The sequence below is a fragment of the Aliishimia ponticola genome, assembly GCF_004803475.1.
Classification (GTDB): domain Bacteria; phylum Pseudomonadota; class Alphaproteobacteria; order Rhodobacterales; family Rhodobacteraceae; genus Aliishimia; species Aliishimia ponticola.
Genome location: NZ_SRKY01000001.1, coordinates 216,668 through 236,826 on the forward strand (window position 1 = coordinate 216,668; position 20,159 = coordinate 236,826).

General features: G+C 63.8%; 21 protein-coding genes and 1 riboswitch. Of the genes, 5 read left to right on the forward strand and 16 right to left on the reverse strand.

Going from position 1 to position 20,159, the window contains the following annotated elements; genetic code table 11:
- Positions 1-18: 18 nt before the first annotated feature.
- From E4Z66_RS01070 to E4Z66_RS01100, 7 genes are all read right to left on the reverse strand, one after another.
- Positions 19-669 (reverse strand): energy-coupling factor ABC transporter ATP-binding protein, encoded by a 651-nt coding sequence (locus E4Z66_RS01070; RefSeq protein WP_136461089.1) that lies wholly within the window; start codon positions 667-669, stop codon positions 19-21.
- A complete protein-coding gene (cbiQ, locus tag E4Z66_RS01075) occupies positions 666-1,448 on the reverse strand; it encodes a cobalt ECF transporter T component CbiQ (protein WP_136461090.1) in 783 nt (260 codons plus the stop codon). The genes E4Z66_RS01070 and cbiQ overlap by 4 nt, the downstream gene beginning before the upstream one ends.
- Positions 1,448-2,032 (reverse strand): carboxypeptidase-like regulatory domain-containing protein, encoded by a 585-nt coding sequence (locus E4Z66_RS01080; RefSeq protein WP_136461091.1) that lies wholly within the window; start codon positions 2,030-2,032, stop codon positions 1,448-1,450. The genes cbiQ and E4Z66_RS01080 overlap by 1 nt, the downstream gene beginning before the upstream one ends.
- A complete protein-coding gene (cbiM, locus tag E4Z66_RS01085) occupies positions 2,029-2,640 on the reverse strand; it encodes a cobalt transporter CbiM (RefSeq protein ID WP_136461092.1) in 612 nt (203 codons plus the stop codon). The genes E4Z66_RS01080 and cbiM overlap by 4 nt, the downstream gene beginning before the upstream one ends.
- 18 nt (positions 2,641-2,658) lie before the next feature.
- Complete coding sequence (locus tag E4Z66_RS01090) at positions 2,659-3,444, reverse strand: DUF4198 domain-containing protein (protein ID WP_136461093.1); 786 nt, start codon at positions 3,442-3,444, stop codon at positions 2,659-2,661.
- A gap of 124 nt (positions 3,445-3,568) precedes the next feature.
- A riboswitch (cobalamin riboswitch) is annotated at positions 3,569-3,779 on the reverse strand.
- Positions 3,780-3,900: 121 nt separating this feature from the next.
- Positions 3,901-4,602 carry a histidine utilization transcriptional repressor HutC gene (locus E4Z66_RS01095; RefSeq protein ID WP_136461094.1) on the reverse strand — a complete coding sequence of 234 codons (702 nt, stop codon included), beginning with the start codon at positions 4,600-4,602 and terminating at the stop codon, positions 3,901-3,903.
- Positions 4,599-5,027 carry an amidohydrolase family protein gene (locus E4Z66_RS01100; protein WP_136461095.1) on the reverse strand — a complete coding sequence of 143 codons (429 nt, stop codon included), beginning with the start codon at positions 5,025-5,027 and terminating at the stop codon, positions 4,599-4,601. Before E4Z66_RS01100 ends, E4Z66_RS01095 begins: the two co-directional genes overlap by 4 nt.
- A gap of 54 nt (positions 5,028-5,081) precedes the next feature.
- Between E4Z66_RS01100 and E4Z66_RS19980 the strand changes: the two genes are divergently transcribed.
- From E4Z66_RS19980 to E4Z66_RS01120, 4 genes are all read left to right on the forward strand, one after another.
- Positions 5,082-5,429 carry a hypothetical protein gene (locus tag E4Z66_RS19980; RefSeq protein ID WP_136461096.1) on the forward strand — a complete coding sequence of 116 codons (348 nt, stop codon included), beginning with the start codon at positions 5,082-5,084 and terminating at the stop codon, positions 5,427-5,429.
- A 39-nt stretch (positions 5,430-5,468) separates the two neighbouring features.
- Positions 5,469-6,554 (forward strand): TRAP transporter substrate-binding protein, encoded by a 1,086-nt coding sequence (locus E4Z66_RS01110; RefSeq protein WP_136461097.1) that lies wholly within the window; start codon positions 5,469-5,471, stop codon positions 6,552-6,554.
- A gap of 69 nt (positions 6,555-6,623) precedes the next feature.
- Positions 6,624-7,121, forward strand: coding sequence for a TRAP transporter small permease subunit (locus E4Z66_RS01115; RefSeq protein ID WP_136461098.1), 498 nt, complete (start codon positions 6,624-6,626; stop codon positions 7,119-7,121).
- Complete coding sequence (locus E4Z66_RS01120; RefSeq protein ID WP_136461099.1) at positions 7,118-8,668, forward strand: TRAP transporter large permease; 1,551 nt, start codon at positions 7,118-7,120, stop codon at positions 8,666-8,668. Before E4Z66_RS01115 ends, E4Z66_RS01120 begins: the two co-directional genes overlap by 4 nt.
- On the opposite strand, the gene dmdD is transcribed toward E4Z66_RS01120, so the two are convergent.
- Together dmdD and E4Z66_RS01130 are read right to left on the reverse strand one after the other, a co-directional pair.
- Positions 8,665-9,474, reverse strand: a complete 810-nt coding sequence (gene dmdD, locus E4Z66_RS01125; protein WP_136461100.1) for a methylthioacryloyl-CoA hydratase — start codon at positions 9,472-9,474, stop codon at positions 8,665-8,667. The two genes, E4Z66_RS01120 and dmdD, sit on opposite strands and share 4 nt — an antisense overlap.
- A gap of 24 nt (positions 9,475-9,498) precedes the next feature.
- Positions 9,499-11,262: an acyl-CoA dehydrogenase family protein gene (locus E4Z66_RS01130; RefSeq protein ID WP_136461101.1), complete on the reverse strand. Its 1,764-nt coding sequence runs from the start codon at positions 11,260-11,262 to the stop codon at positions 9,499-9,501.
- Positions 11,263-11,372: 110 nt separating this feature from the next.
- Here E4Z66_RS01130 and E4Z66_RS01135 point away from each other — a divergent pair, with 110 nt between their 5' ends.
- Positions 11,373-12,386, forward strand: a complete 1,014-nt coding sequence (locus E4Z66_RS01135) for an AraC family transcriptional regulator (RefSeq protein ID WP_246035826.1) — start codon at positions 11,373-11,375, stop codon at positions 12,384-12,386.
- Positions 12,387-12,401: 15 nt separating this feature from the next.
- Here E4Z66_RS01135 and E4Z66_RS01140 read toward each other — a convergent pair whose 3' ends face one another.
- The 7 genes from E4Z66_RS01140 to E4Z66_RS01170 all read right to left on the reverse strand — a co-directional run bounded on the left by E4Z66_RS01140 (position 12,402) and on the right by E4Z66_RS01170 (position 20,157).
- Positions 12,402-13,907 carry an aldehyde dehydrogenase (NADP(+)) gene (locus tag E4Z66_RS01140; RefSeq protein ID WP_136461103.1) on the reverse strand — a complete coding sequence of 502 codons (1,506 nt, stop codon included), beginning with the start codon at positions 13,905-13,907 and terminating at the stop codon, positions 12,402-12,404.
- Positions 13,908-13,988: 81 nt separating this feature from the next.
- The gene (locus E4Z66_RS01145) at positions 13,989-14,858 is read right to left on the reverse strand and encodes an NAD(P)-dependent oxidoreductase (protein ID WP_136461104.1); all 870 of its coding nucleotides are present in this window, start codon (positions 14,856-14,858) and stop codon (positions 13,989-13,991) included.
- Positions 14,855-15,859, reverse strand: coding sequence for a 4-hydroxythreonine-4-phosphate dehydrogenase PdxA (locus E4Z66_RS01150; protein ID WP_136461105.1), 1,005 nt, complete (start codon positions 15,857-15,859; stop codon positions 14,855-14,857). Before E4Z66_RS01150 ends, E4Z66_RS01145 begins: the two co-directional genes overlap by 4 nt.
- Entirely contained in the window at positions 15,859-16,572 is a 714-nt protein-coding gene (locus tag E4Z66_RS01155; RefSeq protein WP_136461106.1) for a GntR family transcriptional regulator, read from the reverse strand. Before E4Z66_RS01155 ends, E4Z66_RS01150 begins: the two co-directional genes overlap by 1 nt.
- A gap of 1 nt (position 16,573) precedes the next feature.
- Positions 16,574-17,485, reverse strand: a complete 912-nt coding sequence (locus E4Z66_RS01160; protein WP_136461107.1) for a dihydrodipicolinate synthase family protein — start codon at positions 17,483-17,485, stop codon at positions 16,574-16,576.
- Positions 17,482-18,657, reverse strand: a complete 1,176-nt coding sequence (locus tag E4Z66_RS01165) for an L-rhamnonate dehydratase (RefSeq protein WP_136461108.1) — start codon at positions 18,655-18,657, stop codon at positions 17,482-17,484. The genes E4Z66_RS01160 and E4Z66_RS01165 overlap by 4 nt, the downstream gene beginning before the upstream one ends.
- Positions 18,658-18,660: 3 nt before the next feature.
- Positions 18,661-20,157 carry a tripartite tricarboxylate transporter permease gene (locus E4Z66_RS01170; protein ID WP_136461109.1) on the reverse strand — a complete coding sequence of 499 codons (1,497 nt, stop codon included), beginning with the start codon at positions 20,155-20,157 and terminating at the stop codon, positions 18,661-18,663.
- Between the last annotated feature and the right edge of the window lie 2 nt (positions 20,158-20,159).

Consider the following 20,159-nt stretch of genomic DNA (forward strand, 5'->3'; position numbering starts at 1 on the left):
CGCAGGGGCAGGGTGCGGTCAGGCGGGGATCAGTTTGCCGCCGCGCAGGTCCATCCGGTCCGGGGCCAGCGCCTCGCGGAAGGCGGGGGCATGGCTGACCAGCAGGATGGCTTGCGGCAGCGATTGCAGGATCTCCAGCAGCCGCGCTTCATTCCTGGTGTCTAGCGCATTGGTCGGCTCATCCAGCAGCAGCGCCTCTGGCTCCATCGCCAGCACGGTCGCCAGCGTGACCAACCGCTTTTCTCCGCCCGACAGCTTATGCGTGATGCGGTCTTTCAGGTGCCGCAGGTCCAGATCGTCCAGAACCCGGTCCACGATGGCAAGCGCCTCGTCCCGCGTCTTGCCAAGGTTCAGTGGTCCGAAGGCGATATCCTCGGCCACTGTGGGGCAGAACAGCTGATCGTCGGCGTCTTGAAACACCAGACCGACCCGGCGGCGCACTTCGTGGAAATCCGCCTCGGCCGTGCGTACCTGGCCGAAAGCCGTCACCGTGCCAGAGGTCGGGCGCTGCAAGCCCAGCATGATATGCAACAAGGTCGACTTGCCCGCGCCATTTGGGCCGGTGATCGCAAGCCGTTGGCCCGCCTCCAGCGTCAAACTGGCCCCGTCCAGAACCGGCGCATGACCGGGATAGGCAAAGCAGATGTCGTCCAGCGCGATGAGTGTCATGCAAGGTCCAGAATAAGCAGGCCGCTGCTTACTGCGCTGAGCCCGGCGGCAAAGACAATATCCCGTGGGCTTAATGTGAACTCCTGCAATAGAAAAATCCGCCCCGAAAAGCCCCGGCATTTCATCGCGCCAAGCACACGTTCGGACCGTTCGATGGCCCGCACCAGCATCATCCCGACAAGGTATCCGAAGCTGCGATAGGTGTGCCAATTGGTGCCGGGGCGAAACCCGCGCACTTTCATTGCGGCGCGCAGGCGCAGGTATTCTTCGCGCAGCACGTCGATATAGCGCACCGTGAACATCAGCAGATGCACCAGCTTTTCCGGACAGCGCAGGCGCAACAGGGCATGGCCCAGCGTCACCGGTTCCATGCTGCCGACCAGAACCATCAGCGACAGGATCACCGCATTGGCGGTCAGCGCGATCTCGATCGCTTTCCACAGACCTTGCCAACTTGCGGCAAAGCCCCAAAGCGTGAAAATTTCGTCCCCCGGCACCGAGAAGGGCAGCAGGAACAGCGTGAACAGGATGAACCCGTCCATCATCGCCATGCGGCGCAGTGTCTGCCGCCACGGCAGGCGGGACAGGGCCAGCAAGACAACGGACACGGCGAGCGAGGCCGTGAGTGCCGTCAGCGACGAAAGCGCGATCACCGTGGCGGCAAAGAGGCAGGCCATGACGATACGCATCCGTGGGTCCAGCGTCGCGATCAGACCCGTGCGCCCGAACAGGCCTGCCTCGGTCAGTGCCGTGTTGCGATGGCCCAGAAGATGCGCCATCAGGAGGACAGCTTTCGCCGCGCGGCCATGTAGAACCCGATGCCAAACAGCCCCGCGATATAGCCCAGCCCGCCCAGAATGGTTTGCAGGTCGTTGCGTTCTCGGTAGGCCGCGATCTCGCGCCGGAGCGGGCGCATCTCATCGCGCACGATTTGGGCGATCACCTGCCGCTCTGCCGGGGATAGGGAGGCAAGGACCGGCGCGCCCGTTGCGGGGCCGGTGGCAGGGGCCGTGGGGGCCGGGCTTTGCGTCTGGGCAGCGACGCCCAGAATTTGCGCGACCTCACCCGCAGGCATGGTCACATTCGCCACATGTCCCGCGCCAAGATTGGCGCGGAAATCGTGGCGCACCGGCTGTGTCGGCGTAAAGATGAAAAAACCGTCGGCATCGGTCAGGGCACGGCCCAGCTCCGTCCCATCGGGGCCGGTGACGATGACCTCGACCCCCGCCGCCATCTCCCCATTGGAAAGCCCGATTTCCCCTTCGATCGCGCTGCCGGAGGCAAAGACCCCCGCGATGACCTTATGCGCCAACGCAGGCAGGGGCGCGCAGAGCAGCGCAAGCAGGATAAGCGCGCGGGTCATGCCAGAGCGCTTTGGAAGAAGAGGTCGGGTTTTACCTTGCGCGCCAGCAATACGGCAAAGCCGGTCAGCAGCGCTTCGATCACCATGACGGGGATATGCGCGACAAAGACAAGCTTGGCAGCCGGCACAAAGGCATCCCCGGAAGAGGCGAGCGAGATCGCCACCATGAAGGTGGTCAGCGCGATGGCCAAAGCCCCGCCAATGCCGCCCCAGATCGCGCCGGATACCGCCGTGCCGCGCCCGATCATCGGGCGGATCAACAGCCCCGCCAGCACGGCGGGAAAGGCGATATTGACCGCGTTGACGCCCAGCACCGTCAGGCCGCCAAACCCGAAAAATACCGCCTGAAGCAGCAGCCCCACGAACAGCGCCGGGAACGCCGCCCAGCCGAGCATCAGCCCGGCAAGCCCGTTGAGGATCAGGTGAACCGAGGACGGCCCGATGGGAACGTGGATCAGCGAAGCCACGAAAAAGCTGGCGGATAACATCCCGGCGGTCGGGATGCGGTCCAGGTCCAGCGCGCGCAGGCCAAGGGCGATCCCCCCGACAGAGGCAATCGCGCCGCCGATCACGACCGGGTTGGACAAGGCTCCATCAACGATGTGCATCCTGTGTGCTCCCCCCGCTTACTGCATGTCCCAGGCGCGTATCCAGATCACCGCATCCTGACTAAGCTCTTTGCCCTCATGTTCGGTCGCGGGACCAGCGCCAAGCGCGGCAAAACCCCAATAGCCCGCCTTGGGCACCCCGAAAGTGAAATAGCCATTCGCGTCCGAAATCGCGACCAGTGCGCCGCCGGGCAGGGGCGACGCGGTGCCGGTCGATGCGGCGGCGGTGTCCATATCCGGCTCTGCGGCCATATATTCGATCTCGATCTCGGCCCCCGCCACAGGTACGCCATTCGCGACGACCTGCCCGGTAAAGGTTGATCCGGCGATGACGTTATAGGGTTTGACGAGAGGCAGGATTTCCACCGGCAGGCCGACCGGGTTCATCCAGTCGGTCGGCAGTTCATTGCGATTGAGAAACGCCTTGGTGATCTGCTGGATATAAATATCCTCGGCCTCTTCGTAATAGGGCGCGGGGACCGTCACCAGCACGTAATCGCCCGACCGCTTGACTGGGACAGCGCCCTTGAACGCCGCGCCTTCGTTCTGGGCGCCGCGAAAACGGACAGGTTCCAAGCCGCCCAGCAAATCGATCTTTTCGCCCCGGTGGATCGCAAAGAATTCCTGCGGCATCTCCAGATCCATGACATGGCCGTTCTCGAACGGGTGCCAGAAGATCAGCTTCACCGGGACGTCGCCGGGCCGGTCGATCATCGTGTCGGTCGTGTATTCCAGCAGGAAATGCGCCTGCGCCATGACAGGCAGTGCAAGCGCGGTAAGAGCTGTTCCAAGCAGCGTTTTCATATGGTCGTCCTTGTCCCGCAGCGCCATCCCCGGCGCATTGTGTTGACAACGGACTGAACAGAGCCATCTACCCGAATTGGGCTTACAGGCCTGACGCACACCCCGTCGCCGGTGGCGCACCCTTTCCGGGGGTGCATGTCGGGCAGGTCTCCTGACTTGCGGGTCAAAGCATTGGGCTGGCCTTCCCGGGAAACCCCAGTGGCGTATCAACCCTGCTCGCCGCCTACAGTTGCGGGGGCAGTTGCGGAATTGGACCCGTCTTTCGACAAAGGCCGCGCACCGCATTCCCTGTTTCCTCCGGGGCAGGCCCCGGAACCAGACATTGTGTTTGCGTGCCAGATTTGCGGGGCAGCCGTCAACCTCTATTCACCCGGCGTGCTGCGACCGATGCAATCGCGTTCAGCGCTGCCCGGCATATGCGCGCCCCGCCATTTCCGCGCGTGAGGTCCCAGCGCGCTAGCTGCGCGTCAACAGTTGATAGCCGGGGGCGGTGATGGCCTTGACCGTGGTAATGGGCGCGCTGTCGGTCCATGTGGTCCGTTCGATCACGAACAGCGCAGCCCCAGGGGCGGTGTCCAAAACCTCGGCCAATTGGGCATCGGCGGAAATGGCGTAGAACCGCAGATCACACCGATTATAGGGCTTGTTGAGCACCAGCCACTCATTCGCGCTTTGGGTGGTCAGATCCAGATCGATCATCTCCGGCACGGTGTCCAGACTGATCCAGCGATCCTCAAAGATATAGGGCCGCCCATCGGACAGGTGCAGCGCCTCGACCCGCAGCATCGGGCGCGGCTCTGTCAGTTCAAACGTCGCCATGACGCTGCGCGGGGCATCCATCTGCGTGCGGCGGATCAATTGGTGCCCATAGCGGCCACCTTTCTGTTCGACCTCGCGCCGCGTGATGGGAATATCAAGCGTGGCGCGTGTGACGGGATGCGCGCGCACCCGCGTGCCGCCCTTGCGCCGCCGCTCTACCAGACCGCTATCGGACAGGTCCTGCATGGCGCGCTGCACGGTCGAACGGGCGCATTTCATCTCTTCGGCGATGTCGGCATCGCGCGGCAGGCGGTCCCCCGGCCCGTAGCGCCCGGAAAGGATCGCGTCGTGAATTTCGTCACGCACATCTTTCCATGACAAGCGGTTGGTGGTTGTCATTTGTCCTGCCCGAGTTCCTTCGTCTGCGCCATGAAACGCGCGGCGCTGCGGTCGCGGTGGACATGGCGTCCTGCCTTGACCCTGTGGCGTCCCGCGCTCCAGACGTCCGTGATACAACTGCGACCCCGCCCGGTAAAGATGAGGCTGTCGCAGGCAGTCTGCCCGGCAGCGTCGCAAAGTAATTCGCCATCCATCGGCAGCATGTTCGGGGCCGCGCCTGAGCCGTCAGCGATCTGGCTGGTGGTCCGACCCGCCGTCGCCACCGCCGCCCGGTACATTCTGCGCAGGCGTGGCGCGTAGTCCGGCACGGCTGTCGCGCCCATCCGGCCTGAGATTCGAACGATCCGCCCCTGATCCAGCGTAACGCATGCAACTCCGGCCTGTGCCTCTGGCGTAAGCACCTGTTTGGCTTGGGCATTTTTCATGCGTACTCTCCGTTGACAAATTAAGTAGCGACAAAATACGGTTATGTAGGATTTATGGCAAGGAGTGGGGATGGCAGATCCTGTACTGGTCACGACAGCCTGTATCGCGGCATGGCCGAGAACCCGCAGGCGCTTGTCGTCCATGACGGTGAAAAGACGTACAGCCTTGGCGCAGCGTTGGCGATGATTGACCGCTGCACCAAGGCGGGCGAGGCAAGATCTGTCGCGCTTTTAGGCAATGCCGCCGATCTTTTCCCGGAAATTCATCGTCAGGGTCTGCGCCCGGACATCGTGACCGATCAGGCGAGAAAGGATCTGTTGCCGGACAATGCCGATCTGCACAACTGGCGGGACATGGCGCGCGATCACGGGCGGCGGCGTCCGGGCACTCTGCGAAATTGAACGCGATAACAACAACCTGAACCGACAAGGAGATACCTCATGGACAGACGAAATTTCATCAAGGCCGGCGCGCTGGGTGCGGCAAGCGCCTCGCTGGCGGCGCCCGCCATTGCGCAGGATATCCGCGAATGGAAACTGGTCACGGCATGGCCCAAGAACCTGCCCGGGCCGGGCGTCGCCGCGCAAATGCTGGCCGACCGGATCACCACGCTGTCGGGTGGCCGGATCGAGGTAAAGCTGTATGCAGCGGGCGAATTGGTGCCCGGACGTGGTGTGTTCGACGCGGTAAGCGAGGGCACGGCGGAGCTGTATCACGCGGTTCCGGCCTATTGGGGGTCGAAATCCAAGGGCATCCTGCTGTTCGGCTCACAGCCCTTCGGCCTGCGCGCGGATGAGCAATTCGGCTGGCTTTATCACGGGGGCGGTCAGGCGCTTTATGACGAAATGTATGGCCGCTTTGGCATCAAGCCGTTCCTGTGCGGCAATTCCGGCCCGCAATGGGGCGGCTGGTTCCGCGATGAAATCAACTCGGCCGAGGATCTCAAGGGGCTGAAATTCCGCACCACGGGTCTGGCCTCCGAGATGTGCGCCAAGCTGGGCATGGCCGCCGAAGCGATGAGCGGCCCCGCCATGTTCCAAGCGCTGCAAACCGGGGCGCTGGACGCGGGCGAGTTCATCGGCCCCTGGACCGACAGCGCGCTGGGCTATCAACAGGTTGCCAAGAACTATTACTGGCCGGGCGTGGGCGAGCCGTCCTCTGCCGAGGAATGCGGCGTCAATGCCGAGGTGTTCGGCGCGCTGCCCGACGATCTGAAACAGGCGGTCGCGCTGGCCTGCGAAAGCCTCTACAACCCGGTCTGGACCGAATACACGACGAAACACGCGGCTGCGCTTAAAAAGCTGGTCGAAGAAGACGGCGTGCAGGTCAAGATGTTCCCGCAAGAGGTCATCGACGCCATGGGGACGGCGGCCGCCGAAGTGATCGCCGATCTGCGCGAGGACGACGATGCGCTGGTCAAACAGATCACCGAAAGCTTTGTCGCCTATCGCGACAGTGTCGGCGGGTATATGACTTTTGCCGATAATGGTCAGATGAATGCCCGTGCCCATGTGATGGGGTACTAAGGCCGCAAAGACCGAATGCGCGGCGGATCAGCGCCGCGCATTTTCACGACCGGAACGGGGGAGGCGCGCATGTTGCGGGTGGCCGATTTCATTGACGCGCTCAATCGTGGGCTGGCGCTTGTGCTGCGCTGGTTCGCGATTGCCATGGTGCTGATCCAGTTTGGCATCGTGATCGGGCGCTACGTCTTTGGCGTCAATTCGATCTGGGTGCAGGAAAGCGTGCTGTATCTGCATGGCGCGCTGTTCATGCTGGCGGGCGGCTATACGCTGCTGGTCGACCGGCATGTGCGCGTCGATATCTTCTATGCCAAGGTTTCCGGCGCCGCGCGCCGCCGCATCGACATCGCCGGTCACGTGTTGCTGCTTTTGCCCGCGATGGCCGCGCTGGGCTGGTGGTCATGGCCGTCGGTGCGCAATGCGTGGAAAATCCTGGAGGGGCCGATCTCTGTCGGGGGGATCGAAGCCGTGTTCCTGCTGAAATCGCTGATCCCGGCCTTTTGCCTTCTGATCGCGTTGCAATCCATTGCCATCCTGTTGCGGCTGCTGGCCGGAAAGACCCGTGCATGACCGAATATCTTGACCTTCTGATGTTCGCGGCGCTGGTCGTGGCGATCCTGTCCGGCTTCCCGGTGGCGTTCAGCATTGCGGGTGTCGCGGTTCTTTTCGCCTATTTCGGCTGGATGGTGGGGGTGATGGATATCTCCCTTCTGGGCGCGTTTGGCCAGCGCGTATTCGGGCTGATTTCCAACCAGGTTCTGATCGCCATTCCGCTTTTCGTGCTGATGGGCGCCTTGCTGGAGAAAAGCCGCATCGCTGAGGAACTGCTGGACACGATGGGCCGGGCCTTTGGCCAGTTACGCGGCGGGCTGGGCATTTCGGTGATCCTTGTGGGCGCGCTTCTGGCGGCCTCCACCGGGATTGTGGGGGCGACGGTTGTGGCCATGGGCATGATCGCGCTGCCGACCATGCTGCGCGCGGGCTATGATCCGCGCGTCTCTGCCGGGATCGTCTGTACCGCCGGAACGCTGGGCCAGATTATCCCGCCTTCGACATTGCTGATCATCCTCGCGGATGTGATGTCCAACGCCTATCAGCAGGCGCAATACGAACAGGGCAAATTCGCGGTCGAGGCCTTGTCCGTCGGCCAGTTCTTTGCCGCCGCCCTTGTGCCGGGGCTGGTGCTGGTGTCGCTGTATCTGGCCTATGTGCTGGTGCGCGGCGGTCTGCGCCCGCAGGACATGCCGCCAGCGGATGCCGGTATTCCCAAACCGACGCGGACGGAAATCCTCAGCGCCATCGTGCCGCCGGTGCTGCTGATTTTCGCGGTGCTGGGGTCGATCCTTGGCGGGCTGGCGACCCCGACCGAAGCTGCGGCGGTGGGCGCAATCGGCGCGCTGCTGTTGTCAGCGGCGCGGGCAGGGCGCAACCGGACCCTGATCCTGACCGGCGCGGCTGCGCTGATCGTGCTGGCCATCGCGGCGGGCATCTTTCCCGTGCGGCTGCAACGCTCCGATCTGGGCCCCGGGTCTTATATCGCGGGCGGCGCCTATATTCTGCTGGCGGTGATCGGGCTGGCCGGCATTCTGGCGGCGCTGCGCAATGTGGTGGCCGAACGCATGATCCATGACGCCGCCACATCCACGATGACCATGACCGCGATGATCTTTGCCACGATCCTTGCCGCGGGCATGTTCAGCCTTGTCTTCATCGGGCTTGGCGGGGAAGAGCGGGTGGCCCATTGGCTTGCCAACCTGCCCGGAGGCGCAACGGGCGCGCTGCTGGTGACGATGCTGATCGTCTTCATCATGGGCTTCTTTCTGGACTTTGTCGAAATCTCCGTGATCGTGCTGCCACTGGTGACGCCGACGCTGATCCTGCTGGGGCATGACCCGATCTGGCTGGGCATCATCCTTGCGATCAACCTGCAAACGTCGTTCCTGACGCCGCCTTTCGGGTTTTCGCTGTTCTATCTGCGCGGCGCCGCCCCCGAAGAGGTGACAACCGCGCATATCTATCGCGGCGTGCTGCCCTTTATCGCGCTGCAAGCGGTGGGCGTGGCGCTGGTCTGGTTCTGGCCCGCGCTTGCCACCTGGCTTCCCAAGGCGATGTTCTAGCTTTTGGGGCGCACCCGTGCGGCGGTCTTGTTGGCAAAGGCTTCGAGCCGCTCGCGCGCGGCGGGCTGGGTGTTGACGATCCCGCCGACAAAGGCCTCTGCATAGGCGGCGTCCAGCCCGGACATGTTGTTCATGTGGCTGACGGCCGAACAGATCGCGAAGTTGGTCAGCGGCAGGTTCTGCGCGACCTTGGATGCCAGTTCCATCGCCTTGTCAAAGCTGCCGCCCGCGTCGGTGATGTACTGCGCGAGACCCAGATCGACGGCCTCTTGCCCCTGATAGACCCGGCCCGTCAGGACCATGTCGATCATGCGATACTTGCCGATCATGTCCGACACCCGGATCGTCGCGCCGCCGCCGGTGAAGATACCGCGCTGACCTTCGGGCAGGGCGAAATACGTGCCCGGATCGATCACCCGCACATGCGCCGCGCTGGCCAGTTCCAGACCGCCGCCCACAACCGCGCCCTTGAGCGCCGCGATGATCGGCACGCCGCCATATTCCATCTTGTTGAACGCCTCATGCCAGCGCAGGCAGACATGCATGAAGTCATCCGCGCTGCGATCGGCCTTCCAATGTTCGACCAGATCCAGCCCGGCGCAGAAGTGATCCCCGGCGCCGGTCAGGACCACCGCCTTCACGCCCGCCATGCGCGCGCCGCTGAAAAAGCGGATCAACTCTTCGATCGTGGCCACATCAAGCGCGTTGCGCTTTTCGGGACGGTTCAGCGTGACAACGTAAAGTCCGTTTTCCTGCGGTGAAAGCGCGAGGGTCTCGTAGCTGTCGGGGTTCACGACATCGTTCATGGGGTATAGTCCTTCCAAAAGGCGTCAAACAGGGAATGCCGCATCCAGCACACTGGGCGCGCCATGCAGAATGCGGGCCGTTTCGGCATGGCATTCGGGCAGAATATGCTGGGCAAAGAACAGCGCGGTCGCGATCTTTTGCGCCATGAAATCGGGGTCTTGACCGGCGTCCCGGCAGGTCTGCGCCGCCAGCGCGGCCTTGGCCAGCTTCCAGCCGGCCGCAAGTGTGCCCGTCAGCGTCAGGAATGGCACCGCCCCGGCAAAGGCGCCGTCGATATTGCTGCGGCTGTTCTCAAGCAGCCATGCAAGCGCGGTTTCGAACGTGCCGCGCGCCTGCGTCAACGCAGCGCCAATGGCCTGCGCGGTGGCGTCGCCCTGCGCCAGTTCGGCCTCTGTCGCGGCGATGCGGGCCGTGAAAAGCCGCGCGGTCTCGCCGCCGTCGCGCATCACCTTGCGGCCCAGAAGGTCATTCGCCTGAATGGCGGTGGTCCCCTCGTAGATCGGCAGAATGCGCGCATCGCGGTAATGCTGCGCCGCGCCAGTTTCTTCGATAAAGCCCATGCCGCCATGGATTTGCACGCCAAGGGAGGCGACCTCGACCGCGCGTTCCGAACAGAACCCCTTGACCAGCGGCACCATGAATTCGGCCAGTGCCGCCATTTCGGGCGCGTCCTGATGATGGGCGATATCCAGCAGCCCCGCCGTTGCCGCCGCCATGGCGCGTCCGCCTTCCGTCAGGCTGCGCATCCGCAGCAGCATCCGGCGCACGTCGGGGTGGTCGATGATCGCCACCGCTTCCTTGGCAGAGCCGTTGACAGGCCGGCTCTGCACCCGGTCACGGGCATAGGCCAGCGCCCGCTGGTACGCCCGGTCGGCGGTCGCAACGCCCTGAACCCCAACGGAAAACCGTGCGGCGTTCATCATGATGAACATATATTCCAGCCCGCGATTCTCCTCGCCGATCAAAAAGCCGGTGGCGTCCTTGTATTCCAGCACCGCTGTCGGGCTGGCGCGCACGCCCAGCTTGTGTTCGATGCTGACGCAGTTGACCGCGTTGCCCGCGCCGACGCTGCCATCCGCATTCACCAGCTTCTGCGGCACGATAAACAGGCTGAGCCCCTTGGGTCCGGCCGGGGCATCTGGCGTGCGGGCCAGCACCAGATGGACGATGTTCTCTGTCAGGTCATGCGCGCCATAGGTGATGAAGATCTTGGTGCCGGAGACCGCGTAGGTGCCGTCGCCCCGTGCGACCGCCTTGGTCGCGACCCGCCCCAGATCGCTGCCCGCCTGCGGTTCGGTCAGGTTCATCGTGCCGGACCAACGCCCGGAAATCAGCGGCTCCAGATAGGTGGCGCGCTGCGCGTCCGAGCCGGTCAGAAGCAAGGCTTCGATCGCGCCATCGGTCAGCAGGGGGCATAGGCCAAAGCTCATATCGGCGGCGTTCAGCATCTCTACCCCGGCGGCTCCGACCACGCGGGGCAAGCCCATGCCGCCATATTCCGCCGGATGCGCAAGCGACTGCCAGCCCATCTCGACGAACTGGGCATAGGCGTGCTGCACTGCATCGCGCATGATGACGCGGCCATCTTCGAACTGCGCGCCCAGTTCATCGCCCGTGCGGGACAGCGGCGCGATCTGTTCCTGGCAAAAGCGGGCGAGCCCCTCCAACGCGGCACCGATATCGGACAGGTCGAAGTCGCTATAGGGCGCGATTTGCGACACCTCATCCCAGTGCGACAGATGTTCGATGCAGAACATCACATCCTGTACGGGCGGTTGGTATGTCATGGGGCCTCCTCACCGATGATTATGGTATTGCGTCATGTAGCTGCCACAGGGCTTGCCGAAAAGATCATAACTCGCCAGTCTCTTATCAGATTACGCCAAAAGGGCCCGCAGTGCCAAACAATGATCCAATCGCGCTGACCACGGTGTCGGCGGCTTTCATCCACGATTGGCTGGATGCGCTGCGCTCGCGCTGTGCGCCGCCTGTCCTGGCCTCGCTGTTGCACCGGTCTGGGCTGCAAGCGGGGCCGATGATGCCGTCCCAGCGGGTGACGCTGACCGAAATCGTGCGGCTGTATCAACTGGCGGCGATTGAAACCGGAGATGAGATGATGGGCCTGTACAGTCGCCCGATCCGCCCACGGGCCTTGCAGCATCTGGTGACAGTCCAGCGCGAGGCGCGCAGCCTGACCGCGGCGCTGTATCGCTATACGACCTTCTGGAACCTGCTGCTGGACGATTTCCAACTGGCCCTGCACAGCACCGAAGACATCTATGAGCTGTCGCTGACCCCCTACACGCCCGGCACGCCGCCGCAACGCTTTGGGCATATGCTGCTGCTCAAGCTGGCGCATGGGCTGCTGTCCTGGCTGGGCGGGGCGGAGATGCCGGTTCAAGAGGTCCGCTTTGCCTTTGCGCGGCCCGATTTCGCCGCCGATTACGCGGTTGTCTTTCCCTGTCCGGTGCGGTTCGGCGCGCCGCGCACCAGTATTCTGTTCGACGCGCGCCAATTCCCGCGCCCGCTGGCGCGCAGCCGGGACGAGGCGACCGCCTTTGTGGAGAACGCGCCGCTTGACTGGATTTTCACCGGCTCGCGCGCGCACACATATAGTTTGCAGGTCCGCGCGTTTCTCTACGGCGCGCAATGGCAGACGTGCCAGCTTCCCGAAGCGGCGGCCTCGCTGAAAATGGCCCCGCGCACGCTGAACCGGCGCCTGAAGGAAGAGGGCGCCTCGTTTCAGGACATCAAGGACGCCCTGCGCCGCGACATCGCCATCCGCGCGCTGCAACATGGCAAGGACAGCATCGAACAGATCGCCTTCGATACCGGCTTTTCCGCCCCCGCTAATTTTCACCGGGCGTTCCGTAAGTGGACAAACAGAACGCCCGGGTCTTATCGGGAGTAAGGCGGGAACCGGCGATCAGACCGTTTCGGGCAGCAGCGCATCGGGCACGTTCTGATAGCAGACCGGGCGCAGGAAGCGGCGGATCGCCAATGTCCCGACAGAGGTCGCGCCGAAATTGGTCGAAGCCGGGTAGGGGCCGCCATGCACCATCGCATCCGCGACCTCGACCCCGGTGGGAAAGCCGTTGACCAGCACGCGCCCGGCCTTGCGTTCGATCAGTGGCATCAGCGTCTTGGCCTGCGCCGTGTCGGCATCGTCCATGTGGATGGTGCAGGTCAATTGCCCTTGGATCGACGTGGCGATCTTGGTCATCTCTTCGGGGGTCTGTGCCTCGACCACGATGCCGAGCGGGCCAAAGACTTCTTCTTGCAGGTCGTGATCGGCCAGCCAGTCCTGCGCCGAAACGCGGAACAGGTTTGGCGTTGCGCTGCGTCCGCTACAGGCAGAACTCAGCACCTCGGCGGCGCTGGGGCTGCCCGCGACCCGCGCCACCCCATCCCGGTACGCCCCGGCAATGCCATCGGTCAGCATGGTCTGGGCGGCAGCGTCTTGCAGCGCGGATGTGGCGGCGTCGATGAACGCCTCTGCGCCGGGCAGCACGATCGCGATGCCGGGATTGGTGCAGAACTGGCCCGCGCCCATGGTCAGCGATCCCGCCCAGCCGGTGCCAATCTCCGCCCCGCGCGCCTTCATCGCATTGGGCAGCAGGAACATCGGATTGATCGAACCCAGCTCGCCGAAGAAGGGGATCGGGTCCGGCCGCGCGGCGCATAGATCGAAGAGCGCGCGCCCGCCGCGCAGCGACCCGGTGAAGCCGACCGCGCAGATCAGAGGATGCTGCACCAGCGCAGCGCCCACCGCCTGGCCGCCATCATGGACCATGGAAAACACGCCCTTGGGCGTACCCGTCTTTTCAATGGCGGCAAGGATCGCCTCGCATATGATCTCTGTCGTGCCGGGATGGGCCGGATGCCCCTTCACCACGACCGGGCAGCCCGCCGCCAGCGCCGCCGCCGTGTCGCCCCCGGCGGTCGAAAAGGCCAGCGGGAAGTTCGATGCGCCAAAGACGGCCACGGGGCCAATTGGGCGTTGGATCATCTTCAGGTCGGGCCGGGGCAGCGGTGCCCGGTCCGGCAGCGCCACGTCGTGACGGCGGTCAAGGTAATCTCCCTTTAGGATGTGATCGGCAAAGAGCCGCAATTGACCGGTGGTGCGCCCACGTTCGCCTTGAAGCCGTGCGTCCGGCAGGCCGGTTTCCTGCGTGCCGATTTCGGTGATGGCCGCGCCGCGCGCTTCGATTTCGTCCGCGATGGCGTTCAGGAACTGTGCGCGGGCCTCGCGGCTGGTCTGGCCATAGACCGCAAAGGCATCCTCGGCGGCGGTGCAGGCGCGATCTACCAGATCGGCACTCCCAAGGCTGAAGCTATGGGCCGGGCCGTGGGCCGGATCGGATTGGAAGGTCTTGTCGCTTTGCGTCCAAGTCCCGGCGATCAGGTGTTTTCCGTGGGGGGTAAAGCTCATCTTTTTGGGGTCCGTATCTTGATTTCAGGAGGGCAGGCGGCGCGTGTCAGCGTCCTGTCCGGGGGAGAGGGGTGTTCAAGTTCAAGGTCTTGCCGGGTCCAGCATCGTGCTGACGAAATCCGGCCCACGCCCTGCCGCGACCAGCGCGTCAAGGCGATCCGCCAACGCGGCGGCGATGGGGGCGCGGGCCGGGGCCAGATCGGCGATCAGGTCGCGCCCATAGCGCAGGTCTTTGGCGGCGTTTTCGATGGTGAATTGCGCGCCGTCGTATTTGCCTTGCAACGCAGGCGTGACAGCCTTTTCCAGCGTGCCGGACCGCGCCGCGCCCGATTGCATCACCTCATGCAGGGCATCGGCATCGACGCCCAGCTTGCCTGCGCAGTGAAACGCATCGGCGAGCAGCAGCAGGGTTCCTTGCGTGACCATATTGTTCAGCAGCTTGGCGGCATAGCCCCGTCCGGGATCACCACATCGGCGCACTATCTTGGCATAGGCCCCGATCAGGGGACGAAGCGCGGGGAAATCGTCTGCCTTGCAGCCGACAAGCGCGGCGAGTGTGCCGTCCTGCGCCTGCGGTGGCCCGCCGGTCACGGGCGCATCGACAAAGAGCGCGCCGCGTTTGGCCAGCCGTGGGCCAAGCGTCTCTGCCACGTCCGGCGTTGCGGTGCTGGTGTCGATCCAGATTTGGCCTGCGCGCAAATGCGGGATGATTTCGTCCGCGATGGCAAGCACGGTCTCGGCCTTTGGCAGGCAGGTCAGCAGCACATCGGCATCGCCAGCCAGCGCCGCGAGGCTTGGCGCCTCTGTCGCACCGGCGGCGAAAAGCGGCGCCAGATGGTCGCGCCGTTTATGCACGCTCAGCGCAAGCGGATAGCCCGCCGCCAGCAGGCACCGCCCCATGCCAGAGCCCATCATCCCCGCACCGATCAGGCCCAAAGCGGGAAGGGTCATGCCGCGACCTCCGGGGCGGCGTTGCCCGCCATGCGGACCAGCAGATCAAAGGCTTGCCGCGTCGCGCCCACATTGGCGACGCCTTGCCCCGCAATATCGAAGGCGGTGCCATGGGCGGGCGTCGCCACCGGGATCGGCAGACCGCCAGCCACGGTCACGCCGCGTTCAAACCCCATCAGCTTGATCGCGATCTGCCCTTGATCGTGATACATGGTCACGACCGCATCGACCTCGCCGCGCTTGGCCTTGAGGAACACGGTGTCCGACGGCCAGGGGCCGGTGACGTTCATCTGGCGGCTTTGGCAGGCCTTGACCACGGGTTCGATCACGTCGATTTCCTCGCGCCCGAACTTGCCGTTATCTCCCGCATGGGGGTTCAGCGCGGCGACCGCCACATGCGGGCGCGTCTTGCCGGACCGCGCCAGCGTCGCATGGGCCAGTTCGATGGCGCGCTCGATCCCCGGCCCGTCGATATTGGCGGCGACATCCTTCAGACCGATATGGCTGGTGACGCGGGTGGTCATCAGATCGTCGAGCACGTTGATCTCTGAATGATAGCCGGTAAAGCCCAGATACCGCGCCATATAGCGATGCTCATCCTCGGCATTGAGCCCGGCAGAGGTCATCGCGGCCTTGTTGAACGGCGCAAACAGCACGCCATGGACCAGCCCCGCCTGTGCCAGATCCAGCGCCTTGTCGAGACAGCGCAGGGATGTGGTGCCCCCGGCCACGGTCGTCTGGGCGATGCGCACATCCTCGGGTGCGATGGTCTGCATATCCAGATGGGCGAGCCCCTGAAAACCGGCAATCGCATCTTCGCCGATGGTGTTCAGCGTCACTTCGCAGCCAGCCTGCGCCGCGCCGCGCTGCCAGATATGGGCGTCCCCCACCAGCAGGATGTCGGCGGCCTCGGTCACGCCGTCTTGCGACAGCAGTTTGGCGATCAGTTCCGGCCCGATCCCGGACGGATCGCCGGGGATAATGGCGAGCTTGGGATGCATCAGGTGTCCTCCGTTTCGGCCTTGGCCTCTGCGATGGCGGCGGCGATGTTGATTTCGGCCGTGCGCAGATGTTGTGTGAGTGCCCGCCGGGCAGCGGCGGCATCGCGGGCTTTGAGCGCGTTCACGATATCCAGATGTTCGCGGCGGGTAATGTCGCGGCTGGCGACCCGCTGCGAAGACAGGAACCGCACCCGCCAAAGCCGCGCGTTATAGGTTGCGTGGGTTTCAAGCAGCGCGCGGTTGCCGGAAGCTTCGACAATGGCGCCGTGAAAATCCATGTCCCGCCGGAACGCGGCCAGCTGACCTTCGGCGTCGCGCGCTTCCTTGATGGAGGTGTTCAGCGCGTCGATCCTGGCGATCTGCGCGTCGCTGGCCACCTCGCAGGCGAGTTCGCCCGCCAGCGCCTCCAACGCGCCTTGCACACGCAGCCAATCGTTGATCTCGTCCAGCGACGGATCGGCCACCACCGGTCTGCGGGTCGGGCCATAGTCGATCAGCCCCTCGCTTTCCAGAATACGCAACGCTTCCTTCAGCGGCGTGCGGGAAATCCCGAACGCCTCGGCCAGATCGCGTTCGCGCACCGGCATCCCCGGGGCCAGCTTGCCCAGCAGGATGAATTCGCGCAGATGGTCCGCCGCATCTGCCGCCAGCGATTTGCGTGGCTTCAACTCGGCGAAATTGCGCAGCTCATTGGTCCATGCGGTTTCGCTCATCTCATGTCCCCCAACGCAACACCAAAGGATCAAGCGGGCGCAGCAAGTCGATCAGCCGCGCCCGGATGGCCGGATGCAGGGGCGGGATCGGATGGCGGCAGAATTCGGATTTGATCACACCGCCTTCGACCATCGCTGCCTTGCACGATTGCCAGCCGCATTGGCGGTTCTCGTGGTTAATGGCCATGGCGACCCGGCCATAAGCCTCTGTCGCGCCGGCCACATCACCCGCGTGGTGCCGGGTGATGACCGGTTTGATCTGATCGACGATCATGCCGCTGGTCATCGACCCGGTCGCCCCCGCGTCGAGATCGGCCAGAAGCGTGATCGCTTCTTCACCGTCGAAGGGCGCTTCGATCGCGTCGCCGCCGTCTTCGATCAGCGCTCGGATCTTGTTCGCGGCGCGTGGGCATTCGATCTTGAACAACTTCACCGCCTCGATCTCGCGCGCCATGCGCACCAAAAGCGGCACCGGCAGATCGACGCCCGAAAGCGGTGCGTCCTGCACCATGATCGGGATGCCGACCTCGCCCACGGCGGCGAATTGTTCAAAGCTCTGCTCTGGCGTGCCTTTGAGAAGCGCGCCGTGATAGGGCGGCATCATCATCACGATATCCGCGCCCAGATCCTTGGCAAAACGCGCGCGCTCTACCGCGATCTGGGTGGCGTAGTGGCTGATCGTGACGATCACCGGCACGCGGCCCGCGATATGTTCGACGCTCAGCCGTGCCAGAACTTCACGCTCCGCATCGGAGATCAGGAACTGCTCTGAGAAGTTGGCCAGAATGCAAATCCCATCCGCGCCCTGATCGATCAGGCAATCGAGCACGCGCTTCATGCCGTCCAGATCAAGCGTGCCATCCGGGTGGAACGGCGTCGGGGCGACCGGCCATATACCTGTATACTGCGTCATTCAATAATCTCGAAATGTTTCATGTGCTTATCGGTGATCGTGATGCCAAGGCCAGGCGTGTTGTCGTCCAGCTGTAGATAGCCGTTTTCCGCCTCAACGTCGCCCTCGAAGATGTAGTAGAACAGCTCATTGCCGACCTCGACATCGAAAACCGGGAAGTATTCCGAAATCGGGCAATTCGTGTTCGCCATTGTCAGGTGATAATTGTGCATCTGCCCGGCATGGGGGATGACGGGGATTTGCGCGGCCTCGGCGATGGCGTTGATCTTTTGCGCCGCCGTGATGCCGCCCACGCGGTTGGTGTCATATTGCAGCACACTTACCGCCTTCTTGCGGATCAGATCGGCGCAGCCCATGACGCTGAATTCATGCTCCCCGCCCGAGATCGGCACAATCCCCATCGCGTTGAGTTCGGCATAGCCTTCGACGTCATCCGCGATCACGGGCTCTTCCAGCCAGCGCGGCTCGAACGGGGCCAGTTTGGGCAACATCCGCTTGGCGTAATCCAAGTTCCAGCCCATGTAGCATTCAAGCATCAGATCGACGTCATAGCCCAGCACCTCGCGCAGCGCTTCGACGCGCTTGAGGTTCTCGCGCATCCCCGCCATGCCGTCCTTTGGGCCAAAGCCAAAGCGGGACTTGAACGCGCTGTAGCCGTGGCTTGCGGCCTCTTCGGCCTCGCGCTGCATCGCCTCGATGCTGTCGGCATAGAGCTTGGAGTAATAGACCGGGATCTTCTCTTTCGTGCGCCCGCCAAGCAGCTTGAACACGGGCTTGTTCACCAGCTTGCCCATCAAATCCCAGATCGCGATGTCGATGGCGCTGATCGCAGTCATGCCGATGCCCTTGCGACCCCAGGCATGGGTGCGGCGGTACATCTTTTCCCAGATATAGGCGTAGTCGAACGGGTCTTCCCCGATCACCAGCGGCGCGTACCAGTCGTCGATGGCCTGTTTCACCACCGTGGGCGCCAGGGCGGCATTTCCGATGCCGATAGTCCCGTCCTCTGTCTCAACCTCGCAAGTCAGCCATTGGTGGAACCGGAACGAGGCCATGGCGTCGCCTTTGATCCACAGCGCATCCGACGCATTGGTACAAAAATGGCCCTGCGGGGGAACGGTCGGCCCGGTCCAGTTCCAGACGCGGGTGCGCACAGATTTGATCTTGGTCATGGGTTATTCTCCGGTGGAAAGCAGGGGATCGCGTTGCTTGAACAGACGCCAGACATAGGGGCCGAACAGCGCAAGGATCGTCAGGACGAAAAACAGCAGGGACAGCGGGCGGGTGAACATCAGCCACCATTGGTCGTCCAGCATGATCAGCGATTGGCCAAGGCGCTTTTCCAGCATCCCGCCAAGGATCAGGCCGATGGCCAAGGGCACGACCGAATAGCCGAAGCGGCGCATGAAATAGCCCGCCACCCCCGCGCCAAGCGCGATGTAGACATCCAGCATCGACTGGTCGAGCGCATAGGCTCCGACAATCGAAAAGCAGAAGACGATGGGCCAGAGGATCTGCACCGGCACGAAGGTGACGCGGGCAAACAGCTTTGCGCCGAAAAGGCCGACGAAGATGAAGGTGATATTGACCAGCAGCATCGCCCAGAAGATCGCATAGGCGAATTCCGCCTGCTGGGTGAACATGGTCGGCCCCGGTTGCAGGCCATGCACCATCAGCCCGGCCAGAATGACCGCCGCTGTCGGGCTGCCGGGGATACCCAGCGCAAGGGTCGGCACCATCGCGCCGCCCGTGGCCGAGTTATTGGCCGCCTCAGACCCGGCGATCCCCTCGACAGAGCCTTTGCCGAATTCTTCGGGTGTCTTGGACCATCGCCGCGCCTCGTTATAGCCGATCATGGAAGCGACGGTTGCGCCCTCGGCCGGTAGGATGCCGATGAAGGTGCCGATGCCGGACGAGCGCAGGATGGTTTTCCAGACCCGGCGGTAATCGTCGCGCGACGGCAGCTTGATCGCCTTCATATGGATCAGCTTAGGCTCTCCGTTCAGGCGGTCCGCCTGCACCAGCAGTTCCGAAATGCCGAAGATGCCGATCATCACGGGGACGAAACCGATCCCCTCGGACAACTCGTTGAACCCGAAGGTAAAGCGTTCGACCGTGGTCAGAAGGTCTTTGCCCACCGTGGCCAGCACTATGCCGATCGCGCCTGCGATGATGTTCTTCATCGGGGTGCCGTCGCCGATGGTGGCGAGCATGGAAATGCCAAACACCGTCAGGGCGAAATATTCGGGCGGTGCGAAATTATAGGCCATGCGGGCCATCAGCGGTGCGGCCAGCATCAGGCACACGACCGAGATGATGCCGCCAATGGTCGAGGACACCGTGGCCATCCCCAGTGCGCGCCCGGCCTCGCCGCGCTGGGCGAGGGGGAAGCCATCAAGGCAAGTGGTGGCGCTGGCAGAGGTGCCGGGCGTGTTGATCAGGATCGCCGTGATCGCCCCGGCAAAGGTCGCCGCGCAATAGATCGTGGTCAGGATCGCAATGGCCGGGATCGGCTCCATCGTGATGGTGAAGGGCAGCAGCAGCGCCGCACCGGTGGTGGCGTTCAGGCCGGGCAGGGCGCCGATGATGACACCGCCCAGCGTCGCGGCAAAGAGCAGCACCAGCAAGTGCGGATCGAGCAGCGCGTAAAGTCCTGCAAGCAAAGGTTCCATAT